Source organism: Microcoleus sp. A6-C6, assembly GCF_036705955.1.
Taxonomy (GTDB): Bacteria; Cyanobacteriota; Cyanobacteriia; order Cyanobacteriales; family Microcoleaceae; genus Microcoleus.
Map to the genome: position 1 here is coordinate 12,717 of NZ_JAUBVR010000005.1, position 25,822 is coordinate 38,538.

A 25,822-nucleotide genomic window follows, 5' to 3' on the forward strand; every position below is an offset into this window, starting at 1 on the left:
TAACTGTCAACTGTCAACTGTCAACTGTCTATATATGATTAAAATATTGCTAGTAGACGATCGCCATATCATCCGTCGAGGCATCAAAAGTATGCTAGAATGCTACTCAGATATGCAAGTAATCGGCGAAGCAGAAAACGGACAACAAGCCATCGACCAAATCCCCACATTAGCGCCCGACATCGTACTGATGGACATTCGGATGCCCGTGATGGACGGCGTAGCAGCCACCGCAGCCATCACCAAATCCTATCCCGATACAAAAGTCCTAGTATTAACCACCTTTGACGACGACGAATACGTCAGCCAAGCCATGCGACTCGGTGCCAAAGGCTACCTGCTAAAAGACACCGAACCCGACGAATTAGCCCTAGCAATTCGCGCTGTTTATAAAGGGCACACCCAACTCGGCCCCGGATTGTTTGAAAAAGCTTTGATGACACCAGCGGTAACAAATCCCGCCGTAGTTTCTCCCCCAGAATTAGAACAACTCACGCCCAGAGAATTAGAAGTATTGCGATTAATAGCTTCCGGCGCGAACAACCGAGAAATTGCTCAAACCTTATTTTTGTCGGAAAATACAGTCAAGAACTATGTTACAAATATTTTGAGTAGATTGAATTTGCGCGATCGCACTCAAGCCGCCCTATTAGCCCATTCACTCTTCAATTAGGCAAATTATAACGTACTTCCGTCATTGCGAATCCCATTTCTGTCATTGCGAAGAACGAAGCAATCGCTTAACCCAAAAAACCGCCAGGGGTTTAAACCCCCGCCGGACTGCGGGAAAGCGCCCAATTCCGGTGATTGCGAGCTCTTTTGGATAGCCAGCCCGATTCCTGTCATTGCGTAGAAACCATCAAACAAAGATTCAATTCCCACGACATCTTAATCAAAAACCAAGCCACCAAAATCGCCCTCACCGAAAACGCCAAAAACCTCTCAAATGCCAGCTACATCCACTTTTCCGGCCACGGAGTATTCAACTTTAACAATCCGCTGCTATCCTTATTAGCCCTAGCCGGTTCCCTAGAAACAAGTAACGACAAAGACAAAACAAAGCGCAGTGTCATAATGCGAAGCGGCAAAACAGTCATACCTGAAAAATGCCTCACTTTGCAAGAAATTTTTGCCAATTTACAATTACCCCAGTGCAATCTCGTCACACTTTCCGCCTGCGAAACCGGGTTAACCGACTCAACAGCAATGACAGATGAGTACATCGGTTTACCCAGCGGCTTCTTGTATGCAGGAAGCATGAATGTAGTCAGCACATTATGGAAAGTCGATGATTTTGCCACAGCAATTTTCATGATCAAATTTTACCAAGAATTGCAACCAAAATTTTCAGTAGCCGTTGCCTTAAACGCCACGCAAAACTGGATGCGCGCCGTCATCCGCGAGGATTTCATGGTTTGGATTGAATTGTTAAAATTAAATGAAAATTCAATAGAAAAGGTCAAAGATTGGTTAAGTTTTGACACCAGCAATGAACCGCCTTTCCGCAAACCCAAATATTGGGCAGCATTCTGCGCCACAGGATATTAAAAATCCTAGGGTGTGTCGCCACGAATCGGTATTCTCGATGTATAATTGTCTTATCATATATCGTAGAGACGGCTTCACCAACCATCTTTGATTCCCGTCCCCACCAACCCCCGATTACCAGAAAGAATTGGTTTAAAGCCGGAACCCTTGTAGGGAGAAATTAAAATCAGACTATTGATTACTCCAATCCTCTTCCTTCCGGGTAGAGGTCGCTGTCAACCGTCAACTGTCAACTGTCAACTGAACGAACAATCCCACATTGTATTAACGGAGAATTATTTATGAACCCCGAGATAAACCTCATTGCTTTGATGACTTTGCTGACTGAATATCCAGAAATCTTTCAATCAGAGTTAGAAGCCTGGAAAGACTTACCTAATTTGGCAAAAGCAATAACCAACTTAGCAGACAATGAATCTGCCATTGGTGATACCATCAAACATTGGTGCACGCAGCATGGCGATTTAGGAGAAGCATTAAGAGACGAGATAAATGAGTTGCGAGAAATCTACGATCCCGGTGACGCCCTTCCAAGTACAGTAGAACCGATCGCAAATCTCACCAAAAGAGCACCAGAGATCATTATGAAAGCTTACGAAGAAATGCAAAAACTAGACCAAAAAAAGATTGCCGATACCCAGAATGAATCCAAATAACCAAGTATACGCCCCAAACGTTCATTTATTCGCCTTCCACGTCTGGGATACCCTATCATCAGGCTCAAATTCCCCTACCAACTCCCCACAACTAGCCCTACCACCAACCTCAAATCCCCCGATAAATCCCCAACACCTCTGGGAAAAATGCAACGAAATCCTGCAAGAAAAACTCCACATTGATGCCGAATTTAATGATACCAACTTATACAAAACCGCCCAACCACCAGGCCGCCGCGTCAAGCTGATTATCAAACAAGCAGTCAACAATCGGGGATCTTTATATTTAAGCAAAAATATCAACTATGACAACCAGCAGATTTTCCTCGAAGGATTTGCCCAACCGCTGCGGATTGACGACAGTTACGCCTTAGGCTTCAACCTCCGCGTCCCCGAAAAAACTAATGGCACTAAAACACCAGATGTCGATCTTAGCATCTTCCATGAATTTAATCCCGATAACTGCTTGCTGCACAAGTCAGTTAACAGTTATTTCGGTCAAACTCTGCTGCTTACCGCTTGGCTAACCGAATCACAAAAAGCAGCAGCCCAAGAAGATCCCAATTCTATCAAAAACTTAGGTCAACTCTGTCTAAAATCTTTTATTTCCGGTGAAGACTTACCAGAATTTTACCGTCAAGGCGAATTATTCGGTAGCCCGATTCTAGAATACGGCAATCCCAATTACCCAGATAAATTCGGGCACATTCTGATTTGGTTTTTCGATAGTCAGACAACGAGTGATATCTGGGATATTTACTACCCCGACTTTTTAGATTTATTCTTGTACCGCCACAAAATCATCCTTGCTTACAAAGAAAGTCGCGCCTACTACTCCGAAATCCGCAAGGAATACGAAAAAATCGAACTGGATATCGACAATACTTTCCAGTATTTGCAACATGACGAAGCCCACCAGCGCCAATTGAAAGGTGCCGGTTTAAAGCAAGAGGAATTAGAACATCTACAACGCAAGACAATCGATATGCCGCCGCGGGCTGTTAAGTATGCCCGGTTGCTGATGAATTTGGAAATTAGGCAAAATACGATCGCCATTAACGCCCAAAATTACCAAAAAAATTTAGATCAAATAAGTCTTGACATCAAATCCAGAAAAAGTTATAATCGTAGGGATGCCAAAAAATATTCTGATTTGAGCTTCCTAGAATTATTCAGCAAAGAAACTTGCCCGCAGTTCCAAGAACAAATCAAATTTGACTTAGGTTATTTCAAACACGGCACCGGCTTGCTAGACAAGGCGATGGAAGCAATTAGGGGCGTAGTGGCGATCGCAGAAGCCCGTCGCGATGCAGAATTACAAGCAACCATTCAAGTAGTAGGCTCAGCTTTAGGATTTGTCGGCATAGTAGCCAGCGTAGCTCCTTATTTGATCAAACAAGACCCGCCCGATCGCAAATTTTACCTACCATTAAGCAACATTGAAATCCCGTCATTTATCCTCGTACTGCTGATTAGCCTCGGTGCAGGATTGGGTGTGTGGATGTCGGTATGGGCGATCGCGCAACTCAAGAAAATCCTACCAAAAATCAAGCAGCGGCTACCTTTCCATTGACAGTTGACAGCAAGATTAGTATGGTGTGTCGCGATCGATCGTATCCAAAACAGACGAAATATCGATCGAGCGACGCACCAACAAGAGACAATAGACAAGATTGCAAAAGTCCTTTTAATCAAATTTTGGAACGGGCTCTCCGGCCCGTTCCACAAGAAAAAATGTTTTTTGTGGGATGGGCCGGAGAGCCCGTCCTAGTTAGGGCTTGCAACAGACAATATGGTTAAATTAACTTTCCCTGCTTGATCTTACTTCTCGGAATCGTCGCGATCGGACTTGTCAAAAAACGCCGTTAGCGAACTCCAAGCCGACTTAGCCGTCTCCTTCAATCGAACACCAATCGACTCAATTTCCCCAACCACAACGTGCCAATTCTTTTCCGTCTCCTTCTGAATGTGATCAACAGCTTGATCAATGCGATCGCGTTCGATCAATTTATTTTGTTCCACCGCTTCTCGCGCTTGTCGCACCGCTTTCAAATAAGCCTCGCGACTGACTTCGCCGGCATCTTGCACCTGCGCCTGAGCCCGCGTTTTAATCGCATCAACCACCAGCCAATTTTTCTCAGATTCCTTTTTGAGTAGGCTGACAGCCTCAGTCATTCTCTCTTTGGCGATCGACTTATTTTGTTCGATCGCACCCGAAGCCTGTTGGAGGGCTTTCAAATAAGCTTCGCGGGTAAGTTCTCCCGCTGCTTGGACTTCAGCCGCAGCGCGTTTTTTAATTGCATCAAATAACGCAGCAGTTTCGGCGATCGTCTCCGGTGTCGCATCGGGCATCTCCTTTTTGACGATCGCCGTCGTTTCGGGAGTAGCCTCTACGATTGTTACTTCGGTCACATTTGGATCTGTCATATCAATTATCTCCTTTCTTAGTCCGCAAACGCAGACTTTGTATATGTAGCGCCAGAATTCATTCTGGCATTTAAGACTTTGTACCCGTAACACCAGAACCCATACTGGCTTTTAAAAATTGCGATGTGTAGCGCCAAAACTTATTCTAACACTTAATAAGAACCAGGCAATTCTTGTTCCAGCTTCATCAAATTTTCAATCCGCGATTCCGTAGTTGGATGAGTCGAAAACAAACTTCTAAACCAATCACCACTAAACGAATTCACAATCAACAGCGGTGCAAAAGCCGGATTACCATCTAGAGGCATTTGGCGCGCCCCACTTTCCAACCGCTGCAAAGCCCTCGCCAAAGCCCTTGGATTGCCCGTTAACCGTGCAGCCCCCGCATCCGCCGAAAACTCCCGCGTGCGCGAAATGGCTAGCTGAATCACCGAAGCAGCCACCGGTGCGAGGATAATCGTCAGCAGTAACCCTAAAGGATTCGGGCTGTTGCGATCGTCCCGGCCACCAAACCACCTACTGTAACTCGCCATTTGCGCCAACAACGAAATCGCCCCCGCCACAGTCGCCGCCACCGCTTGCGTCAGCGTGTCGCGGTTGTTAATGTGAGTAAGTTCGTGGGCGATAACTCCTTCGAGTTCATCCTCTGACAGCATATTCATAATCCCTTCAGTCACTGCAACCGCCGCGTGTTCGGGATCGCGCCCGGTAGCAAAAGCGTTAGCAGACTGAGTAGGAATCATGTAAACTCCCGGCATAGGTAAATTAGCGCGCTGGGCCAGTCTTTCCACCATTGTATAAAGTCCCGGCGCTTGGCTAGCAGTTACCGGCACAGCCCCGTAAGCCGCCAAAGCGATTTTATCCGAGTAAAACCACGAACCTAAGTTCATAGCGGCGGCCAAACCAATGCCGATAATTGCACCGCCCGAACCGCCGATTACCCAATAGCTAACGGTAATTAACAGCGCACTTAACAAGCCTAACAAAGCAGCAGTTTTAATTTGATTCATTTCGGGACTCTCCCTGAAAGCACTAAATTAAGCAATTATGTCGATCGACATTCTATAGTTGTTTCATGGGATCTTGCCGCCTACACAACCCGATTGCGATCGCAGTATTTGGTGGCATCACAGATAAATTTTGCTTGGCTATTGGTTGTTTTTGCCTCAGTTCCTTTACATTTTATCTACCAACGTTGCACTCGTGTGTAGAATACCGCCAACTTGGAGGTACGGTTTAGCGCACTTTAATTTTTAATCAGCCACTTTACCTAAAAAAACACAACACCAAGAAACCAGGTTTCTCAACAATTTAAAAAATTAAGATTTAATCCTTTCAATTTTTAAACTGCAAATCTCCGACATCGTTAGCATATAATAAATGATGAGACTTTTGGGCATCCAGCCAAGATGCAGGAAATTCATATTGAGATAGGAAGATATCTTGAAGAGCAACTTGCATCTGATGCGCGCAGATATCCGGCGGTACTTTACCTGTACCCGTACCCATGCCGGGAATTGCGATCGTTTCAATGATATGTTTAACAGGCGTTCCATCTGGAACAGTACCAAATTTTACGAGAGTTAAAATAGCGCGAGTTGCTAGATAAACATTGACTGTCTCTGTTAAGATTGTCGGAACGCGCATGGTTGGGGCAGCGATTAAATAGGGAATTTCTGCATGATCAGTATCTACAACTTCGGCTAATCCTACTAATAGTTCGCCGTGATGTCGAGTCTGAATTAGTTTTTGCAGGCGTTCTTGAACGTGAGTTCCAAAATATTCCGAAATTGCTAAATCTAAGCCGCCGTCCATGAAGCCAAAACTATTCGCCGGACTCACAATCGCATCGCATTTCACATCAAAGATTGAGCCTCGATGTATTTTGACGTTTTCAATATTGCCACAAGTGCTTTCCCAGGCTCTAACTAAGTCATTGTCTACGGCAGCCAGCACAATTTGCATAGATACTCTCTATAATTTTTAAAATGGCGATCGGCATTTTAATCATACAATAATTTAGATGAGTCCGCTCAATCTCAAATCTAAAATCCTTTGATGCTGCAAGACCCGAATCTCCGCCATCCGATCGCCATTAGTTTCGGTGCCATTGCCGGCGCATTGAGCCGGTATTATATCACCTTATGGTTTGCCAACCGTTTCGGCACAGCTTTTCCCTACGGAACTTTTTTTATTAACATCACGGGTTGCTTGGCTATGGGATTTTTTATCACCCTGGCTTTTGAACGGGTGCCGGCGATTCCGACGGAAGTGAGGTTAATGGTTGCGACGGGATTTTTGGGCGCTTATACTACTTTTTCGACTTACGGTTTAGAGTCAAATGTCTTGTGGCGCGATCGCTTTTACAGCTTGGCCACTTTTTACTGGGCTGGCAGTGCCATACTCGGAGTAATCGCCGTTCAGTTAGGTGCAACATTAGCTCGTTTAGGAAAATAGAGACAACTGATAAAAATTAATAATCGACAACATACAAATCCCCGTGATTTTGAACCAGGAGCGTTTGAAATCAAAGGGAAGGTCTGCTGAAGCCTATTTTGGGTTTATTTAGGTGCTGTAGGGCTGATTGAGTCGGGCTATGCAGATTTTCCGCTGATTGCGTTTCACTTTCACAAAAGCGCGATCGCCCCGCTCAACCAAATTCCGCTATTCTAGGCTTGGGCTACTGCCGTTGACCCAGCAGCCGCTTTCGTCTTTGGGCGTTTGTTCGATCGCATCGGCATCTCGGCCCTCATCTTAACAGTCGTTTGCTCTTCACGGTTTGCCCGATCAATGTTCTTCGGGAACGGGCAGGGGGCATTGCTAGGAATGGCTTGATGCGTTATAGGTATGGGAGTCCAGGAATTGATGGTGAAAGCCGCCGTAGCTGGACTCGTACCTGCGGACAAAAGAGGTTCCGCCTATGAGATATTTAACACAGGCTATGGCTTATCATGGTTTCTGGGCAGTTTGGCGATGGGAATTTTGTGCGATCGCTCAATTACTGGGCTGGTTGTATTTTCAGTTGCGCTCCAACTCGCTGCTATTCCAGTCTTATTCCTGGTGAAAAGGCGATCGTCTATCACATGAAATTGACCGAATACTCGGCAGTCAGTGATCAGTAATCAGTGATCGGTCAACAGTTGTGATTTTCGCAGAGTCTTTTGCTAATGACTAATGACTAATGACTAATGACTAATGACTACTGACTAATGACTAATGACTACTGACTACTGACTACTGACTACTGACTACTGACTAATAACTAAATTTAAACAACAAGCGAGGGGGTTTAGCTGTGATAGCTAAAACAGCAACAGAGTGCCTCATTACCTTAAAAGACGTTAGCAAAGCTTACCAGCAGCCAAACGGTCAAAAAATTTCTATTTTAGAGCCAATTAATTTAGAACTGCGATCGGGCGAAATAGTAGCTTTGCTCGGGCCTTCCGGGTCAGGTAAATCAACATTAATGCGGATCATAGCCGGACTAATCCCGCCCAGCGAAGGTCAAATTCTCTACCACAATCGTCCTTTAGTCGGCTTAAATCCTGGGGTAGCAATTGTATTTCAAAACTTTGCTCTTTATCCCTGGCTGACGGTACTAGAAAATGTAGAATTAGGCTTGAAAGCTAAAGGAGAAATGCCAGAACCGCGCCTCCAAAAAGCCTTGAAAATGATTGATATTATCGGTTTGGACGGATTTGAAAATGCTTATCCGAAAGAACTTTCCGGCGGAATGCGGCAGCGGGTGGGATTTGCTAGAGCTTTGGCGGTGGAACCCGAACTGCTTTGCATGGATGAACCGTTTTCAGCTTTAGATGTTCTGACTGCTGAAAACTTGCGGTTTGAGTTATTAGATTTGTGGCTGGAAAAAAAGATTCCGACTAAAGCTGTGTTAATCGTAACTCACGGGATTGAGGAAGCGGTTATTTTAGCCGATCGCATTGTAGTCCTCGGCCGCAATCCGGGGCGAATTCGCGCCGAATTGACCGTCACTTTGCCACATTATCGTGATCGCAAAACTCCCCAATTCCAAGCCCTCGTAGACCAAGTGTACAAAATTCTGACGAATCCAGAGTTAAGCTGCGAAACCGTGGTTGCACCCGCTGCAAGTGCCACTACCGTGTCTCAACCTGAACCCGCGCCCAGTGCTAAATACCAATCTCTGCCGCAGGTGCGAACAGGTGCGATCGCCGGCTTATTGGAACTCCTGGAAGATCGCAAGGAAAAAGACCTCTACCGCCTTGGTCAAGAATTAATGTTAGAGGTTGACGACATTTTGCCGATCGTAGAAGCAGCAAAATTAATGGATTTTCTAATAATCCAAGAAGGCGACCTGCTGTTAACACCAGTTGGCATTCAATTCATTGCCGGCGGAATTGACCAGCGCAAACAAATTGTTCGCACCCAAATTCTCAGCAACATTCGCCTCGTACAGCAAATTTCTCGAATGCTTCAGGCCAAGCGCAATCACCGCATTTCTGAAGAGTTAATTCTGGATATTCTGGAAGCACACTTTAGCCCGAAAGAAGCCATGCGACAATTGCAAACAGCTATTGATTGGGGTCGCTATGCCGAATTATACAGTTACGACGAACCAGGGGGCGAAATCTTCCTAGAATCAGAAACTAAAGATGAGTAGTCAGTTGAAAGTTGAAAGTTGATAGTAGTCAGTTGATAGTAGTCAGTAGTCAGTTGAAAGTTGATAGTAGTCAGTAGTCAGTAGTCAGTAGTCATTGGTATTTTTACCGAATCATTAATAACAACTTCTGACTTCAACCTTCCATTCATCCGTTAAATTCGTTGCCGAACCTTCCATTCATCCGCTAAATCCGTTAAGAAATCCGCTGCCGAACTTCCTTCTGCCTTCTGCCTTCTGCCTTCTGCCTTCTGCCTTCTTCCTTCTTCCTTCCTTCTTTCTTCTTCCTTCTGCCTTCTGCCTTCTTCCCTCTTCCTTCTGCCTTCTGCCTTCTGCCTTCTGCCTTCTTTCCTCTTCCTTAGGAATTATGACAAGACCTCTAACACCCGCCAATAAAACATTAGAAAGATCAGCTTGGACTTGGCAAGACGGCTTACTAATTTTAGCAATTTTCTCTCTAATATTAGTAATTGTCCAAACAGCATCTCAATTCAACAGTGACTACAACCCAAACTTTAAAATTGAGACCACGCTAAATGTCTTGCCAGCGTATACAGCCCAGACTCTTTTACGCATGACAGCAGCCTATTTTTTAGCCTTGCTATTTACCCTAGTTTATGCTTATTCAGCTTACCGATTTCCCCTTGCAGCGAAAATTTTAATTCCCTTATTAGACATTTTGCAGTCGATTCCGGTTTTATCCTTTTTACCCGGAGTTGTTTTAGCATTAGTTACTTTATTCCCAGGTCAAAGAATCGGCGTAGAACTCGCATCGATTATCTTAATATTTACTGGGATGACTTGGAATATGACCTTTAGTTTCTATCAGTCGCTTTCCGGCATTCCGCAAGAACTTAAGGAAGCTGCTCAAGTTTATCGGCTGAATGCTTGGCAGCAGTTCTGGACGTTAGAATTGCCCGCTGGTGCGATCGGACTGGTGTGGAACAGCGTCATGTCAGTGGCGGGCGGCTGGTTTTTTTTAATTGCGATCGAATCCTTTACCTTGGGCGAGAAAAATTTTAATTTGCCCGGACTCGGTTCCTATTTGGGCAAAGCAGCTAATGAAGGCAATTTTGGGGCGATCGGCTGGGGTTTAGCTGTATTAATTGGTGTGATTATCGCGATCGACTTTTTGATCTGGCAGCCTTTGATTGCTTGGGTAGAAAAGTTTAAATATCAAGCCGTAGAAGCGACGAATGTACCGCAGTCAAAGGTGTTGGATTTTTTAAGGCGATCGGCGACGTTGCGGGTGTTGAAGTCGCGAATATCGCCCGTAGGTGACAGTTTCGATCGCGCGCTAGCAAGAGGTTTTGCACCTGCTCATTTACCAAAAAGCCCTCGGCAACAAAGCCGCCTCGGCAATTGGATAAATTGGATATTTGTCAGCGGGTTTGCTGCGATCGTACTTTGGGGAACCTGGGAAGCGGTGTTGCTGCTCAGGTTCCTGAGTTTGTCTGACTGGCAAAAAGTCGTGGGAGGTGCATTTTTCACGGCTTTGCGAGTCATTTGCGCCCTATTTCTATCGCTGTTGTGGACGGTGCCTGTCGGAGTTGCGATCGGTCGAAATCCGCGTTTAGCCCAGATTTTGCAACCATTAGTACAAATAGCCGCTTCTGTACCAGCAACGGCTTTATTTCCCGTATTGCTACTAGCTCTAATTCACGCTGGAGGTGGCTTGCAAATAGGTTCTGTGGCATTGATGATGTTGGGTACAATGTGGTATTTACTGTTTAATGTGATTGCGGGCGCTCAAGCCATACCTTCGGAGTTGTTTGAAGCCGCGCAAGTTTACAAGCTTTCCCTAATACAACGCTGGAAAACTTTAATTTTGCCTGGAATATTCCCTTATTTAATTACAGGAATCATTACGGCGGTGGGTGGAGCTTGGAATGCGAGTATTGTCAGCGAATACGTGCAGTTTAAAGGTGAAATAATTAGAACAAGCGGTTTGGGCGAGACGATTTCCGAAGCTACCGCATCGGGAAATTTTCCTTTACTGTTAGCGGCTACTTCTGTGATGTCGCTGTTGGTTGTACTGACTAACCGTTTGGTGTGGCGACCGCTTTACCGTTTGGCTCAAGAAAAATATCAGTTGTTGGTTTAAATTGACAGTTGACAGTTGACAGTTGACAGTTGACAGTTGACAGTTGACAGTATAGCCATTCTCAACGGCGATGAGGTATGTCAGGTAATTGGTAATGAGTAATTGGTAATCGATCGCACTTTCCCGAACTCACGCTCTTTGGCGCTAGATCAAAAACACAATAGCAAGAAACTCGGTTTCGACAATACAGCTTGGTTTTGGTGGTGCCGCATCTGCCAAAAAATTGGGTTGCTCACCCCGCCCGTGTAAATCGTATAACTGCAACCAGTGGTGTCAATAGGCTATAAACTGGATTCAGGAAGGCGCGCAGCACAGGTTTAGGAGGGTCATCAGTGACAGAAAAAAATTATCAATCGTCTTCGCTACCCATCTACGCGCGAAAAGAACTGCGGGAATTAGTTCGATCGCAGTTAAAGGCCCTGTTGGAACAAGGAGACTTTCAAGGAGCAAAAGCGATTTTACAGCCGGTGCAGGAAGCAGACATCGCTGAAGCTATCGAAGGCCTACCAGAAACCATGCAAGTAATAGCTTTCCGGTTGCTTGCTAAAGACGAAGCGATCGCAGTTTACGAATATCTCGACTCCAGCGTTCAGCAGTCCCTCTGCGAAAAATTCAAACGCCAAGAAGTCATCGATATTGTAGACAAAATGTCCCCGGACGATCGAGCTAAACTTTTTGACGAACTGCCGGCAATCTTAGTCCGCCGCCTCTTAGGTGAATTGAGCCCAACGGAACGCGAAGCTACGGCCCAACTTTTGGGTTACGAAGCCAGTACCGCCGGCCGGATCATGACCCCAGAATACATTTCTCTCAAAGAAAGCTTTACCGTCGCCCAAGCTTTAGACCGAATTCGCTCTTTGGCTAGAACTACTGAAACAATTTATTCTCTTTACGTCACCGATGCGGCGCGATGCTTGAGTGGCATTTTATCCTTGCGGGATTTAGTCACTTCTCCCCTCGACAAAACTGTCGGCGAAATTATGACCCGCGAGGTAGTTTCTGTTCAAACGGGAACGGATCAAGAAGAAGTAGCGAGGCTGATCCAGCGTTATGATTTTTTAGCTGTGCCCGTTGTAGACCGCGAACAGCGTCTGGTGGGGATCATTACAGTTGACGATGCGATCGACATTTTAGAACAAGAAGCCGACAAAGATATTTATGCCTTGGGTGGCGTCCAGTCTGGTGGTGACAATTATTTTCAGACCGATTTAATCACCGTTGCTCGCAAAAGGGTCGTATGGCTGTTTATTCTGCTTTTAACCAATACTGTCACTGGCGCAATCATTAGAGCTCAAGAAGATATTTTGCAACAAGTAGTCGCCCTAGCAGCCTTTATTCCGCTGCTGACTGGCACTGGAGGTAATGTCGGAGCTCAGTCCTCAACAGTTGTAATTCGCGGTTTGAACACTGACGAAATTACAGCAATGGGGCCGATGAAAATAATTGTGCGGGAGGGGATGGCGGGAGCGCTACTAGGAGCTATATTGGGGACGGTAGCGACTGGCTGGGCTTATATTCTGCAAGGGAGTTTAGCGGTGGCCATCGCGGTGGGGGTGAGTTTGTTTGCGATCGCAATTTTAGCTTCTATTGCCGGTTCATCTCTGCCGTTTCTGTTTCGTTCTTTGGGTTTAGACCCCGCTTTAATGTCAGCTCCTTTTATTACCACCGCAGTTGATGTCCTCGGAGTTTTGATTTATTTCACTTTAGCTCGACTAATTTTGCAAATTTAATATATTTAAGTAGATTGTTATATAAAAAAAAACTATAGTAATTTTCAATTCGGCGATCTACAGCCTCCCAATGCCCAATGCCCAATTCCCAATGCCCAATTCCCAATACCCAATTCCCAATGCCCAATGCCCAATTCCCAATTCCCAATTCCCAATTAATAACCTATGTCATCATCTAATTCATCAACCAAAATCCAAAATCCAAAATCGAGCAATTTGTTAGAAACTGCTGAATTAATCTTTCTTGCTGCCTCGGCTGTGGGATTGGCTGCGAGTTTGGTTTGGCAGCAGAGCGTTTATGCTCAAATTCCTGTAGTGATTTCCCTCGTGTTGAATTTTGTGAACCGCCAGAAGTTGCGCGGGCAAGTTAAAACAAGTACGGTGGCTGTGTTCGATCGCGTAAACCAACAAGCAGCTACTAGCGATCGCGCGATCGAACAATTACAACTCGCTGTCAATGCTGTAGACGAAGCTCTTGCTCAAACATCTCGCGAAAATCAGAATGTTGGACAGGGAGAAAACACACACTCTATAATTTCAGCAATTGAGAACCTGCGCCAGCGGATCATAATTTTAGAAAAAACTATAAAAATGATTCAAAGCGAGATCGAAATCACCAGCCGCCAATTCAAACAACGGCCGGAGTTGCAACAAGTCGAAACTTTGACAACAATAATTCTGGACTTGCAGGAGTTTATCAACGAACTGCCGCAGTGGGGAAATTTGCAGCAGCGGCAGCTAACAGAACTTCAGCAAAAAGTAGACAATGCTTTGGCTGAGCTGGCTCAAGAAATGGCTGTGATTCCCCACCGTTTGCAGGAGGCTGTAGCTAGTCGCGGCGGGGAAATTAATCAACCGTTGGGTTCTGGTTTGAATGTCGAGCCAAAAAATGCCGATCGATCTAAAACCCAAAATGAGAAAATTCGCCAGAAATATCCCAGAGCTTATATCAAGTGGAGTCGGGAGGAAGACGAGAATTTGCAGAAAGAATATGCAAGCGATCAACAAATTGGCGAATTAGCTCAGAGATTTCAGCGACAGCCTGCTGCTATTCGTTTGCGATTGCAAAAATTAGGATTGATGGAATAATATCGAGGTAATTGATAATTGGTAATTTGGCAATTTTTCCCTCTCCCCTCTCCCTTCTTCCCTCTTCCTTCTTCCCTCTTCCTTCTTCCTTCTTCCTTCTTCCATAACAAAGTCGATCGCCCTTTTTATTCAAAAGAGCGATCGACTTTGTTTATTTATTCAGTACCCGCTGCCAACAGCGAGCCACTAACATCACATCTCAAGGCTAAAAAGCCTTGGCCTAGAAATCTTGCGGTAACAAAGAACTTAAACGCTCCAATAAAGGATCGGACTCCCGACGAGGAGCAACCTCAGCGTCAGAAACTAGATCATTCGCTACAGATTCAGACTCAATCGGATCAGGCTCTACTACTTTTGAAACTTGGGCAAAAGAAACTTGAGCAAACTTACTGTTAACACTCCCCTGCAACTGATCCAACTGTGCGCCCAATTGACTCAGGTGATGTTCCAGTCCCTCCAAACGGCTTAATTCCTCAGCAGAAACATTGCGCTCAAACTCAGCAAATCTGACCGCAAGTTCAGCAATACGCTCTTCCAACCGCTGAGAGCTATCTGTAGAGATAGGAGACTCAGATACAGACAAAAACTGCCACAAAGCTTGCTTGCAGAGATTGCTGAAAGTCTGATACTTCGTAAAAGCCAACTCTTTTTCAATAGCCGCCAGCAAAGTTTGATCCGCAGCATCTTCCGTAAACGCCACCGAGAAATTCGCCTTATTTTTTGCCCACAGTGCCATAGGGTTCAAGCCTTAATGCGTTACTTTATCGTGGCTAGCTGAGCCTCAGCATAAATAAACTGTCCCAAAGCATTAGCTTTCCGAGAAGGCTGAGCCAAGTGAGCCTTAAGATTGGCGTCTTTCAGCAAAGGTTGGAGAACCTCCCAGAAAAACTCGCCGCCACCGCCAGTCAGAACTACATCCGTCACCCGTTCCGGCAGCCACTGCACCAAACGTTCGGACAGTTCGTTAGCGAAAGCCTCCCGCAAATCCTTAATAATCGGATCTAAATTAGTCGGCTTAGTCGCTCCTCTAGGACGGTAGAAACGTTGGCCTTCCGGCTTATTCACCGCTTCTAGTAAAGACAGAGATTGAGGGTCTGCGCCCGGAATCTTTGAGGCAACTTGTTCGTAGAACTTGTTCATGGCGAAGGAATCGCTCTTAGAAGCCGCGCGGGCGAACCGGAAACGATCGACCATTAACAAATCGGTAGTTTGGTGTCCGATATCGACAACAGCCACCGACAGTTCCGGCAACTCCGGCGAAAACTCCTTGTTGTCTTGAGCCTCGCACCAAATTAGGCTGCCGAATCCTTCCGGCATCACCCAAACGTGGCGGATGTCAATTTCCAAACGTTCGCCGCGATAGATCACAACGTGGGGAGAGCGCAGTTGGCTGATAATCTCTTCCTTTTCTTTCTCAAACTGATCCTGCGAATAAAAAGGCAAACCCAGCACTACTGCCATTTCGCCCTTCATTTGGAAATATCCAGCACAGGAAAAAACCTTAACCAAAGCATCTACTACTTTCGACTGGTCAGCGCCGCCGAGATTAGCGCCAAAGTCCGCGGCCAGTTGGCCGATGGCGTACCCCTTGCCTTGGTGCTCCAGCCACATATCCAACAGAGGGTCTGTTGCTTTTGACTCAAAGCTGCCGCCCCGCACCTTTTCGACGGGCATCGCAGCCACGTTGGCAGGGATGAATACAACACCATTTGGGTTGCGACTCACGCAAGCTTTAGTTGCTGTACGACCCAAATCAGCACTAATAATCGATTTGTGAGAAGCGATCTTAGTCTGCTGCGTCAGCATAGCCGAATTAGGAACAAGCTGTCTAGTTGTCATCAGAAAAATGGGTAGAAACCCCGTCCTTCTAGGACGGCTTTATTATTGTTTTGGATATACTACCGCCTTGGGATTGGTTGGTTCGGTGTGCTTTTGTGTTGCACTCTCAACGGGACAGTTACCGTTTCAAGTCTCCCAATCCTGTACGCATAGCATTTTGCTCTTTCGAGCCTCCCTTGCGGGGTAAAGTTAGCTTGTCGGCCAATGTTTTCTGAGCTTTTTAGACTTGCAGCACTGTTTCAGTGACCTTGAAACTGTTTAACTGCAAATGACATGGCAGGGGACTAGCTAAGCATCCGCCCGGTGTCGTGACTCAAAAAACGTAGTCAGTTAAGACTTAGGCTGGTCAGAACGGCTTGCTAGATTTCTCTTTCAAGCCTCATGCCGTCAGGGCTGAGGTTCCTGACGCCTTATCCCTTGACACTGCCGCGCTTAAAGACAGTGGGTTTTGCGGCGATTCTTCTAACTTTACCTAGATTGGTATCGAAATCAGCATCAAACATTATATTCGGGACGATCGCCCTTATGGTAACTAACCTAACTTTTTCTTGATCGCGACGATCGTCATCATCTTGCCCGATCGTGCATTGTTAAGTTAAATTTAGTTAAGATTCTGAGTGTAAACTTTTGTCACACTCATCCCACACCGCCAGCTTACCCGATCTGTCCCCAATTCAAGGCACCCGCATTTATGAAAATTTCTTGGCAAACTATACTACTTTGGACTTTACCCGCCCTAGTCATCGGCTTTTTCCTGTGGCAGGGAGCCTTCGCCGCATCCCCCGCAGAGATGAGCAAGAACACCGCCAGCACCCGCCTGAGCTACGGTAGATTTTTAGATTACTTAAACGCCGATCGAGTCACCAGCGTTGATTTGTACGACGGAGGCCGCACAGCGATCGTCCTAGCCGTCGATCCCGAACTGGACAATCACGAGCAGCGGTGGCGGGTGGACTTGCCCTCAAATGCCCCAGAACTCGTTGCTAGACTCAGAGACTCCAAAATCAGCTTCGACACTCACCCGCTGCGCAACGACGGCGCCATCTGGGGAGTTTTAGGCAATCTAGTATTTCCCCTATTGTTAGTAGGAGGGCTGTTTTTCCTGTTCCGCCGAGGTGGCGGCAACGTGCCAGGAGGCCCAGGCCAAGCCATGAATTTTGGCAAATCCAAAGCACGCTTTCAAATGGAAGCTAAAACAGGCGTACTGTTCGACGACGTAGCAGGCGTAGAAGAAGCCAAAGAAGAACTCGCCGAAGTCGTGACATTCCTCAAAAAACCCGAACGCTTCACCGCAGTCGGCGCCAAGATTCCCAAAGGCGTGCTGCTAGTTGGCCCTCCCGGAACAGGTAAAACCATGCTGGCAAAAGCGATCGCAGGCGAAGCCGGCGTCCCTTTCTTCAGCATCTCCGGTTCCGAATTTGTCGAAATGTTCGTCGGTGTCGGCGCATCCCGCGTCCGCGACTTGTTCAAGAAAGCTAAAGAAAATGCTCCTTGCATCATCTTCATCGATGAAATAGATGCAGTTGGTCGTCAGCGCGGCGCTGGTATCGGCGGTGGTAACGACGAACGGGAACAAACCCTGAACCAGTTGCTGACCGAAATGGACGGTTTTGAGGGCAATACTGGCATTATCATCATTGCTGCCACCAACCGCCCCGACGTGCTCGACTCAGCGCTGCTGCGTCCGGGACGTTTTGACCGCCAAGTTAGCGTCGATGTACCGGATATCAAAGGTCGCTTGGAAATTCTGGAAGTTCACGCGCGCAACAAGAAGCTGTCTGCGGAGATTTCTTTGGATGCCATCGCCCGCCGGACACCCGGTTTTACTGGCGCTGATTTGGCTAACTTACTCAACGAAGCTGCTATTTTAACGGCGAGACGACGCAAAGAAGCGATTACGATGCTCGAAATTGACGATGCAGTCGATCGCGTCGTCGCAGGTATGGAAGGCACACCGCTGGTAGACAGCAAGAGCAAACGCTTAATTGCTTACCACGAAATCGGCCACGCGATCGTCGGTACTGTAATTCAAGCCCACGATCCCGTACAAAAAGTTACCTTAGTTCCTCGCGGACAAGCCCGCGGCTTGACTTGGTTTATGCCTAGCGAAGACCAAGGTTTAATTTCTCGATCGCAAATCCTAGCCCGCATTAGTGGTGCTTTGGGTGGACGCGCCGCCGAAGAAGTAGTTTTCGGCGATGCTGAAGTCACCACCGGTGCCGGCAACGACTTACAGCAAGTCAGCGGCATGGCGCGGCAAATGGTGACTCGCTACGGGATGTCTACCTTGGGGCCGATCGCCCTAGAAGCTCAACAAAGCGAAATTTTCCTCGGCCGCGACTACACAGCGCGATCGGAATATTCCGAAGAAATTGCTTCTCGGATTGACTCGCAAGTTCGGGAAATTGTCGATCGTTGCTACGACGACGCCCGCCGAATTATTCGCGAAAATCGCACTGTGATCGATCGCCTAGTAGATTTGTTAATCGAAAAAGAAACCATCGACGGCGAAGAGTTGCGGCTAATCGTCTCTGAATACACTTTTGTTCCTGAAAAAGAACAATATGTTCCTCAGCTTTAAAAAGCTAATCTTGACGGCAAATATTCAGGGCGAATAGAATTCGCGACTACACAAACAAAGTCCGCCGACGCGGACTGAAGAAATTCAACCCGCCTTACAGCGGGTTTTGTCTGTCTAGGAGCGATTTTAACCGCTGAGTTGATTTTTCGATATAATAACCGCAGATGTAGGCGCTTCGCCTTCGGGAAGGGTACGCAAATTAACGCAGATGCAAACTAGATTTTTAAAACATACAACTAAGAATTTGTCAAGCCTTTTTCTAGCTACTTTGATTTTTGTTTCCGTCAATACTTTGAGCGCCAGCGCCGAAAAATTAAGATGTTTTGTAGATATTTGCATCGATCCCAGCAGCGTAAAATTAAGTAAATCAAATTTTCCCGGCGCTCCCTCTTATCCAGTCAGAATTTTTTTAGGAACTCAGAAGTTTAGTGACCAGAAAATGCGGGCGCAGATGGAAGTTAACTGCAAGCAGCGAGAGTTTAGAACTGTCAGAATTAGCGAAGATGGTGAAAACTGGTCGAATTTCGATCCCAGATGGACTTTAGTCGATCGCGACTCATTTTTGTCAAGGCTGGTTGACTATACCTGTAAATTGGCGATCGAATAAGCATAAAATGTCGATGGAGACTTCCTAATTAGACCTCTTGCAAAAATAGCTAGAACGGGCAAGATTCCCAATTCCCAATTCCCAATTCCGAATCTGTACCTCACTCACTTGAGAATTGCTATATGTGTATTGATCCCACCGAGTACGCGCGACGTAGCTATCCCGCAGGAAATCAACTTCTCGATACCTGCGAAGCATTGGTAGCAGAGCAAAGCGAAAAAATTCGCGAACTCGAAGAGCATTTGCAGCAGCAGAGAGAATTGTGTCAGAAATTAGCAGCACAACTCAAAGCAGTCAAAAATGCAGGTTCTTCGGGTTTCGCAACTGAATTGGATATCGCCGACGACGAGCGAAGTCAGTTAATCGCATCTCTCGAAAAAAGCCAGGAAATGTACCGAACTCTGATCAAACATTATCCGAATGGCTCGGTATTTTTGTTCGATCGCGATTTGCGGTATACTCTCGTTGACGGTCAAGGTTTGGCACCAGTTGGTTTGTCCAAAGAACTGTTGGAAGGCAAAACATTATGGGAAGTATCCCCACCTGAAGATTTGCCACTTTTTGAGACTACATATCGCGCGGCTTTGGCAGGAAAAGAGAATAATTTTGAATATAAATACCGCGATCGCATTTATTCAACAACAATTGCTCCCGTTAAAAACGACCGGGAAGAAATTTTTGCAGGAATGGTCGTTACTCAAGATATTACCGAAAAAAAACAGGCAGAAATAGCGCTGGAAGAAATCAAAAATCAGCTAGAAATTAAATATCAAAAGCGCACTGAAGACTTGAAAACAGCCAACAATCAATTGCAGGAAGAAATTCTCTCTCGCTGGCGCGCTGAAGAAGCTCTGCGGGAAAGCCAGGAACAGCTAGAATTGTTTTTCTCTCAATCTTTAGATGGCTTTTTCTTTATGATGCTGGAGGAACCAGTACACTGGAAAAATGCCGCTGACAAGGAAAAAGTTTTGGATTACGTATTTGCTAACGGGCGGATAACGAAGGCAAACGATGCTTTGATCACTCAATACGGAGCTAATCGGGAAGAGTTCATTGGCCAAACTCTTAACTTTTTATTGTCCCACAACTTGGCTGGCTGCAGAGAGATATTCAGGCAATTTTTTGATGCTGGCAGAATTCACATCGAAAATGACAATCGCAAGTTTGACGGGACTACAATTTGGGTGGAAGGCGACTATATTTGCATTTACGATTCTCTCGAAAGAATCGTGGGGTATTTTGGCGTGCAGCGCGATATTAGCGATGCGGTGGTTGCAGCTACGCAAGGGAAAAAAGCTGAAGCAGCACTGAAAGAAAGTGAAGAAAGATTCCGACAGCTAGCCGAAAACATTGAAAGCGTGTTTTGGATGGTAGGCATTCAACCGCAGGAAATTATTTATATCAGTCCAGGTTACGAAGAAATTTGGGGCAGAAGCTGTGCTGAATTGTATGCTGGCGGACATTTTTTAGTAGATTCCCTCCATCCAGAAGATCGAGCTCGCGTTATTGCTAAATTTTCTAAAAAAATTGTAACTGAAGACGAGACAGAATATCGAATTGTCAGGCCGGACGGCGAAATTCGCTGGATTCGCGATCGGGCTTTTCCCATTATAAATCAAGCTGGTGAAGTTTACCGCGTTGTTGGCATTGCAGAAGATATTAGCGAAAGCAAACAGGCCGAAAAAGCGCTCCGTGAAAGTGAAGAACGCTTTCGCCAGCTAGCAGAAAATATCCAAAATTCCTTCTGGCTAATGTCTGCTGAATTCACCGATTTATTGTATCTGAGTCCAGCTTACGAACAAATCTGGGGGCGCAGCAACGAAGAATTATATGCCGAGCCCTTAAAAATGATGGAGTGGGTGCATCCAGAAGATAAACATTTGTTGGAAGACTCAATGGGGCGAGTGTTGCAGGGTGAGTCCACCAATATCGAATATCGGATTTTTCGGCCAGACGGCACAATGCGCTGGGTGTGCGATCGAGCTTTTCCTATTTACGATGAATCGGGCAATATTTACCGCATCGCTGGTATTTGCGAAGATATTAGCGATCGCAAATTGACTTCTGCTCGCATCCAAGCAGCACTCCGCGAAAAAGAAGTATTGCTCAAAGAAATTCACCACCGAGTCAAAAATAATATGCAGGTAATTTCCAGCCTGCTGCAACTTCAAGCTCAATACATTGAAGACGAACCTACGCTAGCTTTATTTGAAGAAAGCCAAGTCCGCATCCATTCAATGGCTTTGATTCATGAGCAACTTTATCAATCCGACAATCTCGATCGGATCGATCTCCCGCCCTACGTTGAAAATTTGGTTGCTAATTTGTATCAATCTTTTAGTTCCGGCAATACTTCCATCCAATTCAATATCAACGTTGACCCAATTTCTTTAAATATAGAAACCGCAATTCCTTGCGGTTTAATCATTAATGAATTGGTTTCTAATTCCTTAAAATATGCCTTTACCAAAAGTTTGGCAGGTGAAATTAATATTAATTTTCATGAAATAACTTCTCAGCAATTTCACTTAAGTATTCAAGATAACGGCAGGGGATTTCCGGCGGGTTTCGACGTAGAAAATACCGAAACATTAGGATTGCGATTAGTGCGGATGTTGACTTGCCAATTAGATGGAACTCTTGTCATTGACAGTGAGTGCGGAATTTGTTACGATATTAGTTTCGCTGAGTTGACTTATCGACGGCGCATTTAAAAAATAATATGAACCCGATCAAGATTTTGGTGGTCGAAGACGAAGTGATTGTCGCCGAAGACATAGCAGGCAGGTTGAAAAAACTGGGTTATACAGTAACAGCTACGGTTGCTTCAGGGGAAGAAGCCCTGGAAAAAGTCGCAGAAGAACGGCCAGATTTAGTGCTGATGGATATCGTGCTTAAAGGTGACATGGATGGTATAACAACAGCCGAAAAAATCAGAACCAAGGTAGATGTACCAACAGTATTTTTAACAGCTTATGCCGACGAGAAAACGCTGCAAAGAGCGAAACTTACAAACCCATTTGGTTATATTATCAAACCATTTCAACAACATGATTTGCGGGTGGCGATCGAGATTGCCCTGCACAGGCACGAAATCGAAACCAAGATGCGACAAGCTCTCAAAGCTTCGGAAGCAGCGAGAAATTCGGTGGAAGAAAAATCGCACCGCCAAAACCAATATATTTCAATGGCTGCTCACGAATTGCGCAACCCGCTCAACGCGATTTTAATCTCTGCGGAACTCCTAGAGCTCGATCGCACTCGCAGCAGTGACGAATCCCAAGTCAGAACCCTGCGGCTAGTCCACTCAGCTACCCAGAAGATGAACCAGCTAATCGACGATATGCTGTTCATGGGGCGAGCAGAAGCAGGCAAACTCAAATGTCATCCATTACCGATAAATTTAGTCGAATTTTGTCAAGACTTGCTGGATCAATTGCAGTTAGGAAATGAAGCAAAACACAAACTAACATTAATTACGTCAGATGTTACCAGCGCCATATTAGATCAACAATTGCTCCACGGCATTATTTCTAACTTAATCGTCAACGCTATCAAATATTCGCCAAACGGCGGGCAAGTCATTTTGGAATTGGAATGCCGTCAAGCAGGCGAGGGAGACAAAAAAGCTATTTTCTGCTTATCTCCTCAGTGTTTGTTTGCCAATTACCAATTGACAAATATTAACTCTCCGTTACTAATTATGCGCATCCGAGACGAAGGTATCGGCATCCCAGAAACCGAAGTAGGGAAAATATTTGAAATGTTCTACCGCTGCAAGAATACTGGAAAGATTAAAGGTAACGGTTTGGGATTAACAATTGTTAAAAAAGCGGTTGAATTGCAAGGAGGTGCGATCGGCTGCGAAAGCAAAATCGGCGTTGGTACTACCTTTACAGTCGCGCTTCCTTACGTGGCTCTTTCCTGCAAAACTCAGTCAGATCGATGAGAAGAAAAGAAAACTTGCACCGAACTGCGGCTGGTTGCTTTGTATTTCAAATGGTAAATGAGACTATCAAGGTAATAGCTAAGGAAAAAGGCAACGATGGAGTATTCCACACCGATTCGGTTACAGCGCACCCTCACTGTTGCGGAAGCCTGGGGGTTTAGTGTCGTGGGATTTCTCATCTGGCTGACGCTGGCTCCCACGATCAATCAAGAACTGGGCACAGCCGCCCTGTGGGTTTGGATTCCCGGTGTGCTGGTGGGGATGCTATTGAGCCTGCAAATGCGACAACTTGGCAGCAAGTGGCAAGATGTCTCCGGTGGCACTCCCAGCTATGTGGCTCGTTTGCTGCCGAACTATCCGGCAGTGGCGCGATATGTGGGTTTTGCCTACTATTTGAGTTGGGTGTCGGTTCCTCCCATTAACGCGATCGTCCTCACGGCTCTGGTGCAACATCATCTCGAACCGATGAATCTGACAGTGCCAGAGAAAGCCCTGGAAATTGGCTTCACGCTGGTTGCATATTTTGTGGCGTTTAGTGGGTCGCGAGCGCTGGCAATTTTGCACCTCTTCTTTGTGCTACCGTCGATCGGCTTTCTCTTCCTATTTATTGCTCAAGGCTTAGGCTGGTTAGCCTTTGCACCCGACAGTCCGGGCTTGTTGCCATCTAAATTCAGCTCCATTAGTTCTCCCAACGGGCTGAAGTGGTATTTCTGGGCAGCCTATGCTTTCTACTCCTCTGACACTGTGGCCGCCTTTATTGCAGATAGCAAAAAACCAGAGATGACCCTCAAATTTCTGTCCTGGTTTGCCTGGTTAATGCCCTTCGTTTACATTGGGGGCTCCTGGGTGTTCATGCGACTGGCAAGCGACACATCGCTCGGTAGCGATCTCTATGCCAATTTGGTGGCGGCAGCTAAACCGTTTTGGGGATCTTATACCTCTTTGTTGATGACCCTGTTGATTACCTCTAGCTGCCTTCTGGGAACCGCCACAACAGTGTCCAATACACCGCGCTTTTTGTATCAGGGAGCGTTAGATGGAAACATGGCTCCAGTGTTTGGAGTGTTGTCGCGTCGAGGAACACTGGAACCTGCGCTGATTTTAACCTTACTCAGTAGCCTCCTGTTTTTGGTATGGGGTGATGTCAACCGCATTGTGGTGATCTCTTGTGTGTGCTTGGTCGTTTCAATTATGTTCGTTCATCTGGCGCTGTGGCTGCGCCGCCACGATCCTGATGTCCGATGGGGACATTTGTCCCTTGGGATTGCGATCTTTGAATTTATTGCCTTAGTAGTGGGAGGGGTTGCCTGGGGTTGGCAAGATTTTCTGATTGGTATTCTGTTGCCGATCGTTCTGATTGCCCTGGATGCGATCGTGCGACGCAGTTCCTTCGCGCCATTCGGGCCCGCCTGGTGGGATCGACTGCACGCGAAACCCCAAAACCCAGTCAAAGACCGAGATTTTCTAATGGCTCAGGTCAGCATTCTAATTTTGCTGGTCTGCGCTGCATCCACGGTAAGCTGGTTCGTGTGTACCTGGATTCGCCCTACAAGCAATGCTCTCAATCCCGAAATTCTGATTATTTTATTGATGACGCTGGCGTTTGTAGCGGTGGCGATCGCCTGCTGGACTTCCCTACCTCAAGTTGCTGCCATTCACGAACTGGCAGTCATCGCCACCGATCAAGCTCGGCAGCTAGAGCAAACCCTGAGCGCGCTGCAAACCGCTCAAGTGCAAATGGTGCAGAACGAAAAAATGTCCAGCCTGGGTCAACTGGTGGCAGGGGTTGCCCATGAAATCAACAATCCAGTCAACTTTATCCACGGCAACATCACGCCTCTGAATGATTGCACTGAAGATTTGCTGCGGATGATCCGCCTCTACGAACAGCGCCATCCGGGCGACGATCCAGAAATTCGCGCCTTAGCTGAGGAAATCGATCTGGAATTTCTGGTAGAAGATGTGCAAAAAATGTTGTCTTCTATCAAACTTGGCACAAATCGGATTCGGGAAATTGTCATATCGCTGCGAAACTTTTCTCGCCTTGATGAGGCCCAATTCAAAGCGGTTGACATTCATGAAGGCATTGACAGTACATTGCTGATTCTGGGACATCGCCTCAAAGTCAAGACGGAGAACCCTGAGATCGAAGTGATTCTGGACTACAGTCAGTTGCCTCATGTCGAATGTTACCCCGGACAATTAAATCAGGTGGTGATGAATATTTTGGCAAATGCGATCGATGCGTTCGATGAAGTGAAGGGCGATCGCACTTACGAAGAAATCAAAGCCAGCCCCAATCAAATTATCATCCGCACTACCATGTTAGGTTCAGAATGGGTAGAAATTGGCATCACCGACAATGGATCGGGAATGCCTGAATCGGTGAAACAGAAAATCTTCGATCCATTTTTCACCACTAAGCCCGTAGGCAAAGGAACGGGCATGGGGATGGCAATCAGCTATCAAATCATCACCGAAAAACATGGCGGTAAGCTAGAGTGTTTTTCCACGCTGGGCCAAGGAACTAAGTTTTTGATTCAAATTCCGATCCGTCAGCCAGTCCGTGAGGCAGCATAACGAGATTCCCTAAAAAGTCTTCCACCTTAGACAATATTGCAAAAATAATTGGGACGGGCTCAAAGCCCATCCCGAA

Annotated in this window: 22 protein-coding genes; 15 read left to right on the forward strand and 7 right to left on the reverse strand. The window is 46.2% G+C overall.

Annotated elements, in window-relative coordinates; all coding sequences use genetic code 11:
- Positions 1 to 34: 34 nt before the first annotated feature.
- From QUB52_RS03760 to QUB52_RS03775, 4 genes are all read left to right on the forward strand, one after another.
- The gene (locus tag QUB52_RS03760; protein ID WP_332972447.1) at positions 35 to 673 is read left to right on the forward strand and encodes a response regulator transcription factor; all 639 of its coding nucleotides are present in this window, start codon (positions 35 to 37) and stop codon (positions 671 to 673) included.
- Between the two features lie 146 nt (positions 674 to 819).
- Complete coding sequence (locus QUB52_RS03765) at positions 820 to 1,548, forward strand: CHAT domain-containing protein (protein ID WP_332972448.1); 729 nt, start codon at positions 820 to 822, stop codon at positions 1,546 to 1,548.
- Between the two features lie 281 nt (positions 1,549 to 1,829).
- The gene (locus QUB52_RS03770; RefSeq protein ID WP_265235624.1) at positions 1,830 to 2,204 is read left to right on the forward strand and encodes a hypothetical protein; all 375 of its coding nucleotides are present in this window, start codon (positions 1,830 to 1,832) and stop codon (positions 2,202 to 2,204) included.
- Positions 2,191 to 3,777, forward strand: a complete 1,587-nt coding sequence (locus QUB52_RS03775; protein WP_332972449.1) for a hypothetical protein — start codon at positions 2,191 to 2,193, stop codon at positions 3,775 to 3,777. Before QUB52_RS03770 ends, QUB52_RS03775 begins: the two co-directional genes overlap by 14 nt.
- A 248-nt stretch (positions 3,778 to 4,025) precedes the next feature.
- On the opposite strand, the gene QUB52_RS03780 is transcribed toward QUB52_RS03775, so the two are convergent.
- The 3 genes from QUB52_RS03780 to QUB52_RS03790 all read right to left on the reverse strand — a co-directional run bounded on the left by QUB52_RS03780 (position 4,026) and on the right by QUB52_RS03790 (position 6,596).
- Positions 4,026 to 4,631, reverse strand: coding sequence for a hypothetical protein (locus tag QUB52_RS03780; RefSeq protein WP_332970429.1), 606 nt, complete (start codon positions 4,629 to 4,631; stop codon positions 4,026 to 4,028).
- Between the two features lie 152 nt (positions 4,632 to 4,783).
- On the reverse strand, positions 4,784 to 5,641 hold the full coding sequence (locus QUB52_RS03785; protein ID WP_265235621.1) for a M48 family metalloprotease: 858 nt from the start codon (positions 5,639 to 5,641) through the stop codon (positions 4,784 to 4,786).
- Positions 5,642 to 5,966: 325 nt separating this feature from the next.
- Positions 5,967 to 6,596, reverse strand: a complete 630-nt coding sequence (locus QUB52_RS03790) for a macro domain-containing protein (protein WP_332972450.1) — start codon at positions 6,594 to 6,596, stop codon at positions 5,967 to 5,969.
- Between the two features lie 93 nt (positions 6,597 to 6,689).
- On the opposite strand from QUB52_RS03790, the gene crcB reads away from it, so the two are divergent.
- From crcB to QUB52_RS03805, 3 genes are all read left to right on the forward strand, one after another.
- Positions 6,690 to 7,088: a fluoride efflux transporter CrcB gene (gene crcB / locus QUB52_RS03795; protein WP_332972451.1), complete on the forward strand. Its 399-nt coding sequence runs from the start codon at positions 6,690 to 6,692 to the stop codon at positions 7,086 to 7,088.
- A 390-nt stretch (positions 7,089 to 7,478) separates the two neighbouring features.
- Entirely contained in the window at positions 7,479 to 7,718 is a 240-nt protein-coding gene (locus QUB52_RS03800) for a hypothetical protein (RefSeq protein WP_265235618.1), read from the forward strand.
- Between the two features lie 208 nt (positions 7,719 to 7,926).
- The gene (locus tag QUB52_RS03805) at positions 7,927 to 9,270 is read left to right on the forward strand and encodes an ABC transporter ATP-binding protein (protein ID WP_265235617.1); all 1,344 of its coding nucleotides are present in this window, start codon (positions 7,927 to 7,929) and stop codon (positions 9,268 to 9,270) included.
- Positions 9,271 to 9,447: 177 nt separating this feature from the next.
- On the opposite strand, the gene QUB52_RS03810 is transcribed toward QUB52_RS03805, so the two are convergent.
- Positions 9,448 to 9,660: a hypothetical protein gene (locus QUB52_RS03810; RefSeq protein ID WP_332972452.1), complete on the reverse strand. Its 213-nt coding sequence runs from the start codon at positions 9,658 to 9,660 to the stop codon at positions 9,448 to 9,450.
- Here QUB52_RS03810 and QUB52_RS03815 point away from each other — a divergent pair.
- The 3 genes from QUB52_RS03815 to QUB52_RS03825 all read left to right on the forward strand — a co-directional run bounded on the left by QUB52_RS03815 (position 9,635) and on the right by QUB52_RS03825 (position 14,190).
- Entirely contained in the window at positions 9,635 to 11,371 is a 1,737-nt protein-coding gene (locus tag QUB52_RS03815; protein WP_332972453.1) for an ABC transporter permease, read from the forward strand. The two genes, QUB52_RS03810 and QUB52_RS03815, sit on opposite strands and share 26 nt — an antisense overlap.
- A 332-nt stretch (positions 11,372 to 11,703) precedes the next feature.
- Entirely contained in the window at positions 11,704 to 13,101 is a 1,398-nt protein-coding gene (gene mgtE, locus QUB52_RS03820) for a magnesium transporter (protein ID WP_332967376.1), read from the forward strand.
- Positions 13,102 to 13,266: 165 nt separating this feature from the next.
- Entirely contained in the window at positions 13,267 to 14,190 is a 924-nt protein-coding gene (locus QUB52_RS03825; RefSeq protein WP_265235613.1) for a hypothetical protein, read from the forward strand.
- Here QUB52_RS03825 and QUB52_RS03830 read toward each other — a convergent pair.
- From QUB52_RS03830 to QUB52_RS03840, 3 genes are all read right to left on the reverse strand, one after another.
- Complete coding sequence (locus tag QUB52_RS03830) at positions 14,150 to 14,323, reverse strand: hypothetical protein (RefSeq protein WP_265235612.1); 174 nt, start codon at positions 14,321 to 14,323, stop codon at positions 14,150 to 14,152. The two genes, QUB52_RS03825 and QUB52_RS03830, sit on opposite strands and share 41 nt — an antisense overlap.
- Before the next feature lie 87 nt (positions 14,324 to 14,410).
- The gene (locus QUB52_RS03835; protein WP_265235611.1) at positions 14,411 to 14,926 is read right to left on the reverse strand and encodes a hypothetical protein; all 516 of its coding nucleotides are present in this window, start codon (positions 14,924 to 14,926) and stop codon (positions 14,411 to 14,413) included.
- Positions 14,927 to 14,946: 20 nt separating this feature from the next.
- On the reverse strand, positions 14,947 to 16,029 hold the full coding sequence (locus QUB52_RS03840; protein WP_265235610.1) for a ParM/StbA family protein: 1,083 nt from the start codon (positions 16,027 to 16,029) through the stop codon (positions 14,947 to 14,949).
- Positions 16,030 to 16,720: 691 nt separating this feature from the next.
- Between QUB52_RS03840 and ftsH2 the strand changes: the two genes are divergently transcribed.
- The 5 genes from ftsH2 (at position 16,721) to QUB52_RS03865 (ending at position 25,746) form a co-directional block, all read left to right on the forward strand.
- On the forward strand, positions 16,721 to 18,610 hold the full coding sequence (ftsH2, locus tag QUB52_RS03845) for an ATP-dependent zinc metalloprotease FtsH2 (protein WP_265235609.1): 1,890 nt from the start codon (positions 16,721 to 16,723) through the stop codon (positions 18,608 to 18,610).
- A gap of 208 nt (positions 18,611 to 18,818) precedes the next feature.
- Positions 18,819 to 19,217 (forward strand): hypothetical protein, encoded by a 399-nt coding sequence (locus tag QUB52_RS03850; RefSeq protein WP_265235608.1) that lies wholly within the window; start codon positions 18,819 to 18,821, stop codon positions 19,215 to 19,217.
- Between the two features lie 122 nt (positions 19,218 to 19,339).
- Positions 19,340 to 21,931, forward strand: a complete 2,592-nt coding sequence (locus QUB52_RS03855; RefSeq protein WP_332972454.1) for a PAS domain S-box protein — start codon at positions 19,340 to 19,342, stop codon at positions 21,929 to 21,931.
- 8 nt (positions 21,932 to 21,939) lie between these two features.
- Positions 21,940 to 23,166, forward strand: coding sequence for a hybrid sensor histidine kinase/response regulator (locus QUB52_RS03860; protein WP_332972455.1), 1,227 nt, complete (start codon positions 21,940 to 21,942; stop codon positions 23,164 to 23,166).
- Between the two features lie 96 nt (positions 23,167 to 23,262).
- The gene (locus QUB52_RS03865) at positions 23,263 to 25,746 is read left to right on the forward strand and encodes an ATP-binding protein (RefSeq protein ID WP_265235605.1); all 2,484 of its coding nucleotides are present in this window, start codon (positions 23,263 to 23,265) and stop codon (positions 25,744 to 25,746) included.
- Positions 25,747 to 25,822: the final 76 nt, after the last annotated feature.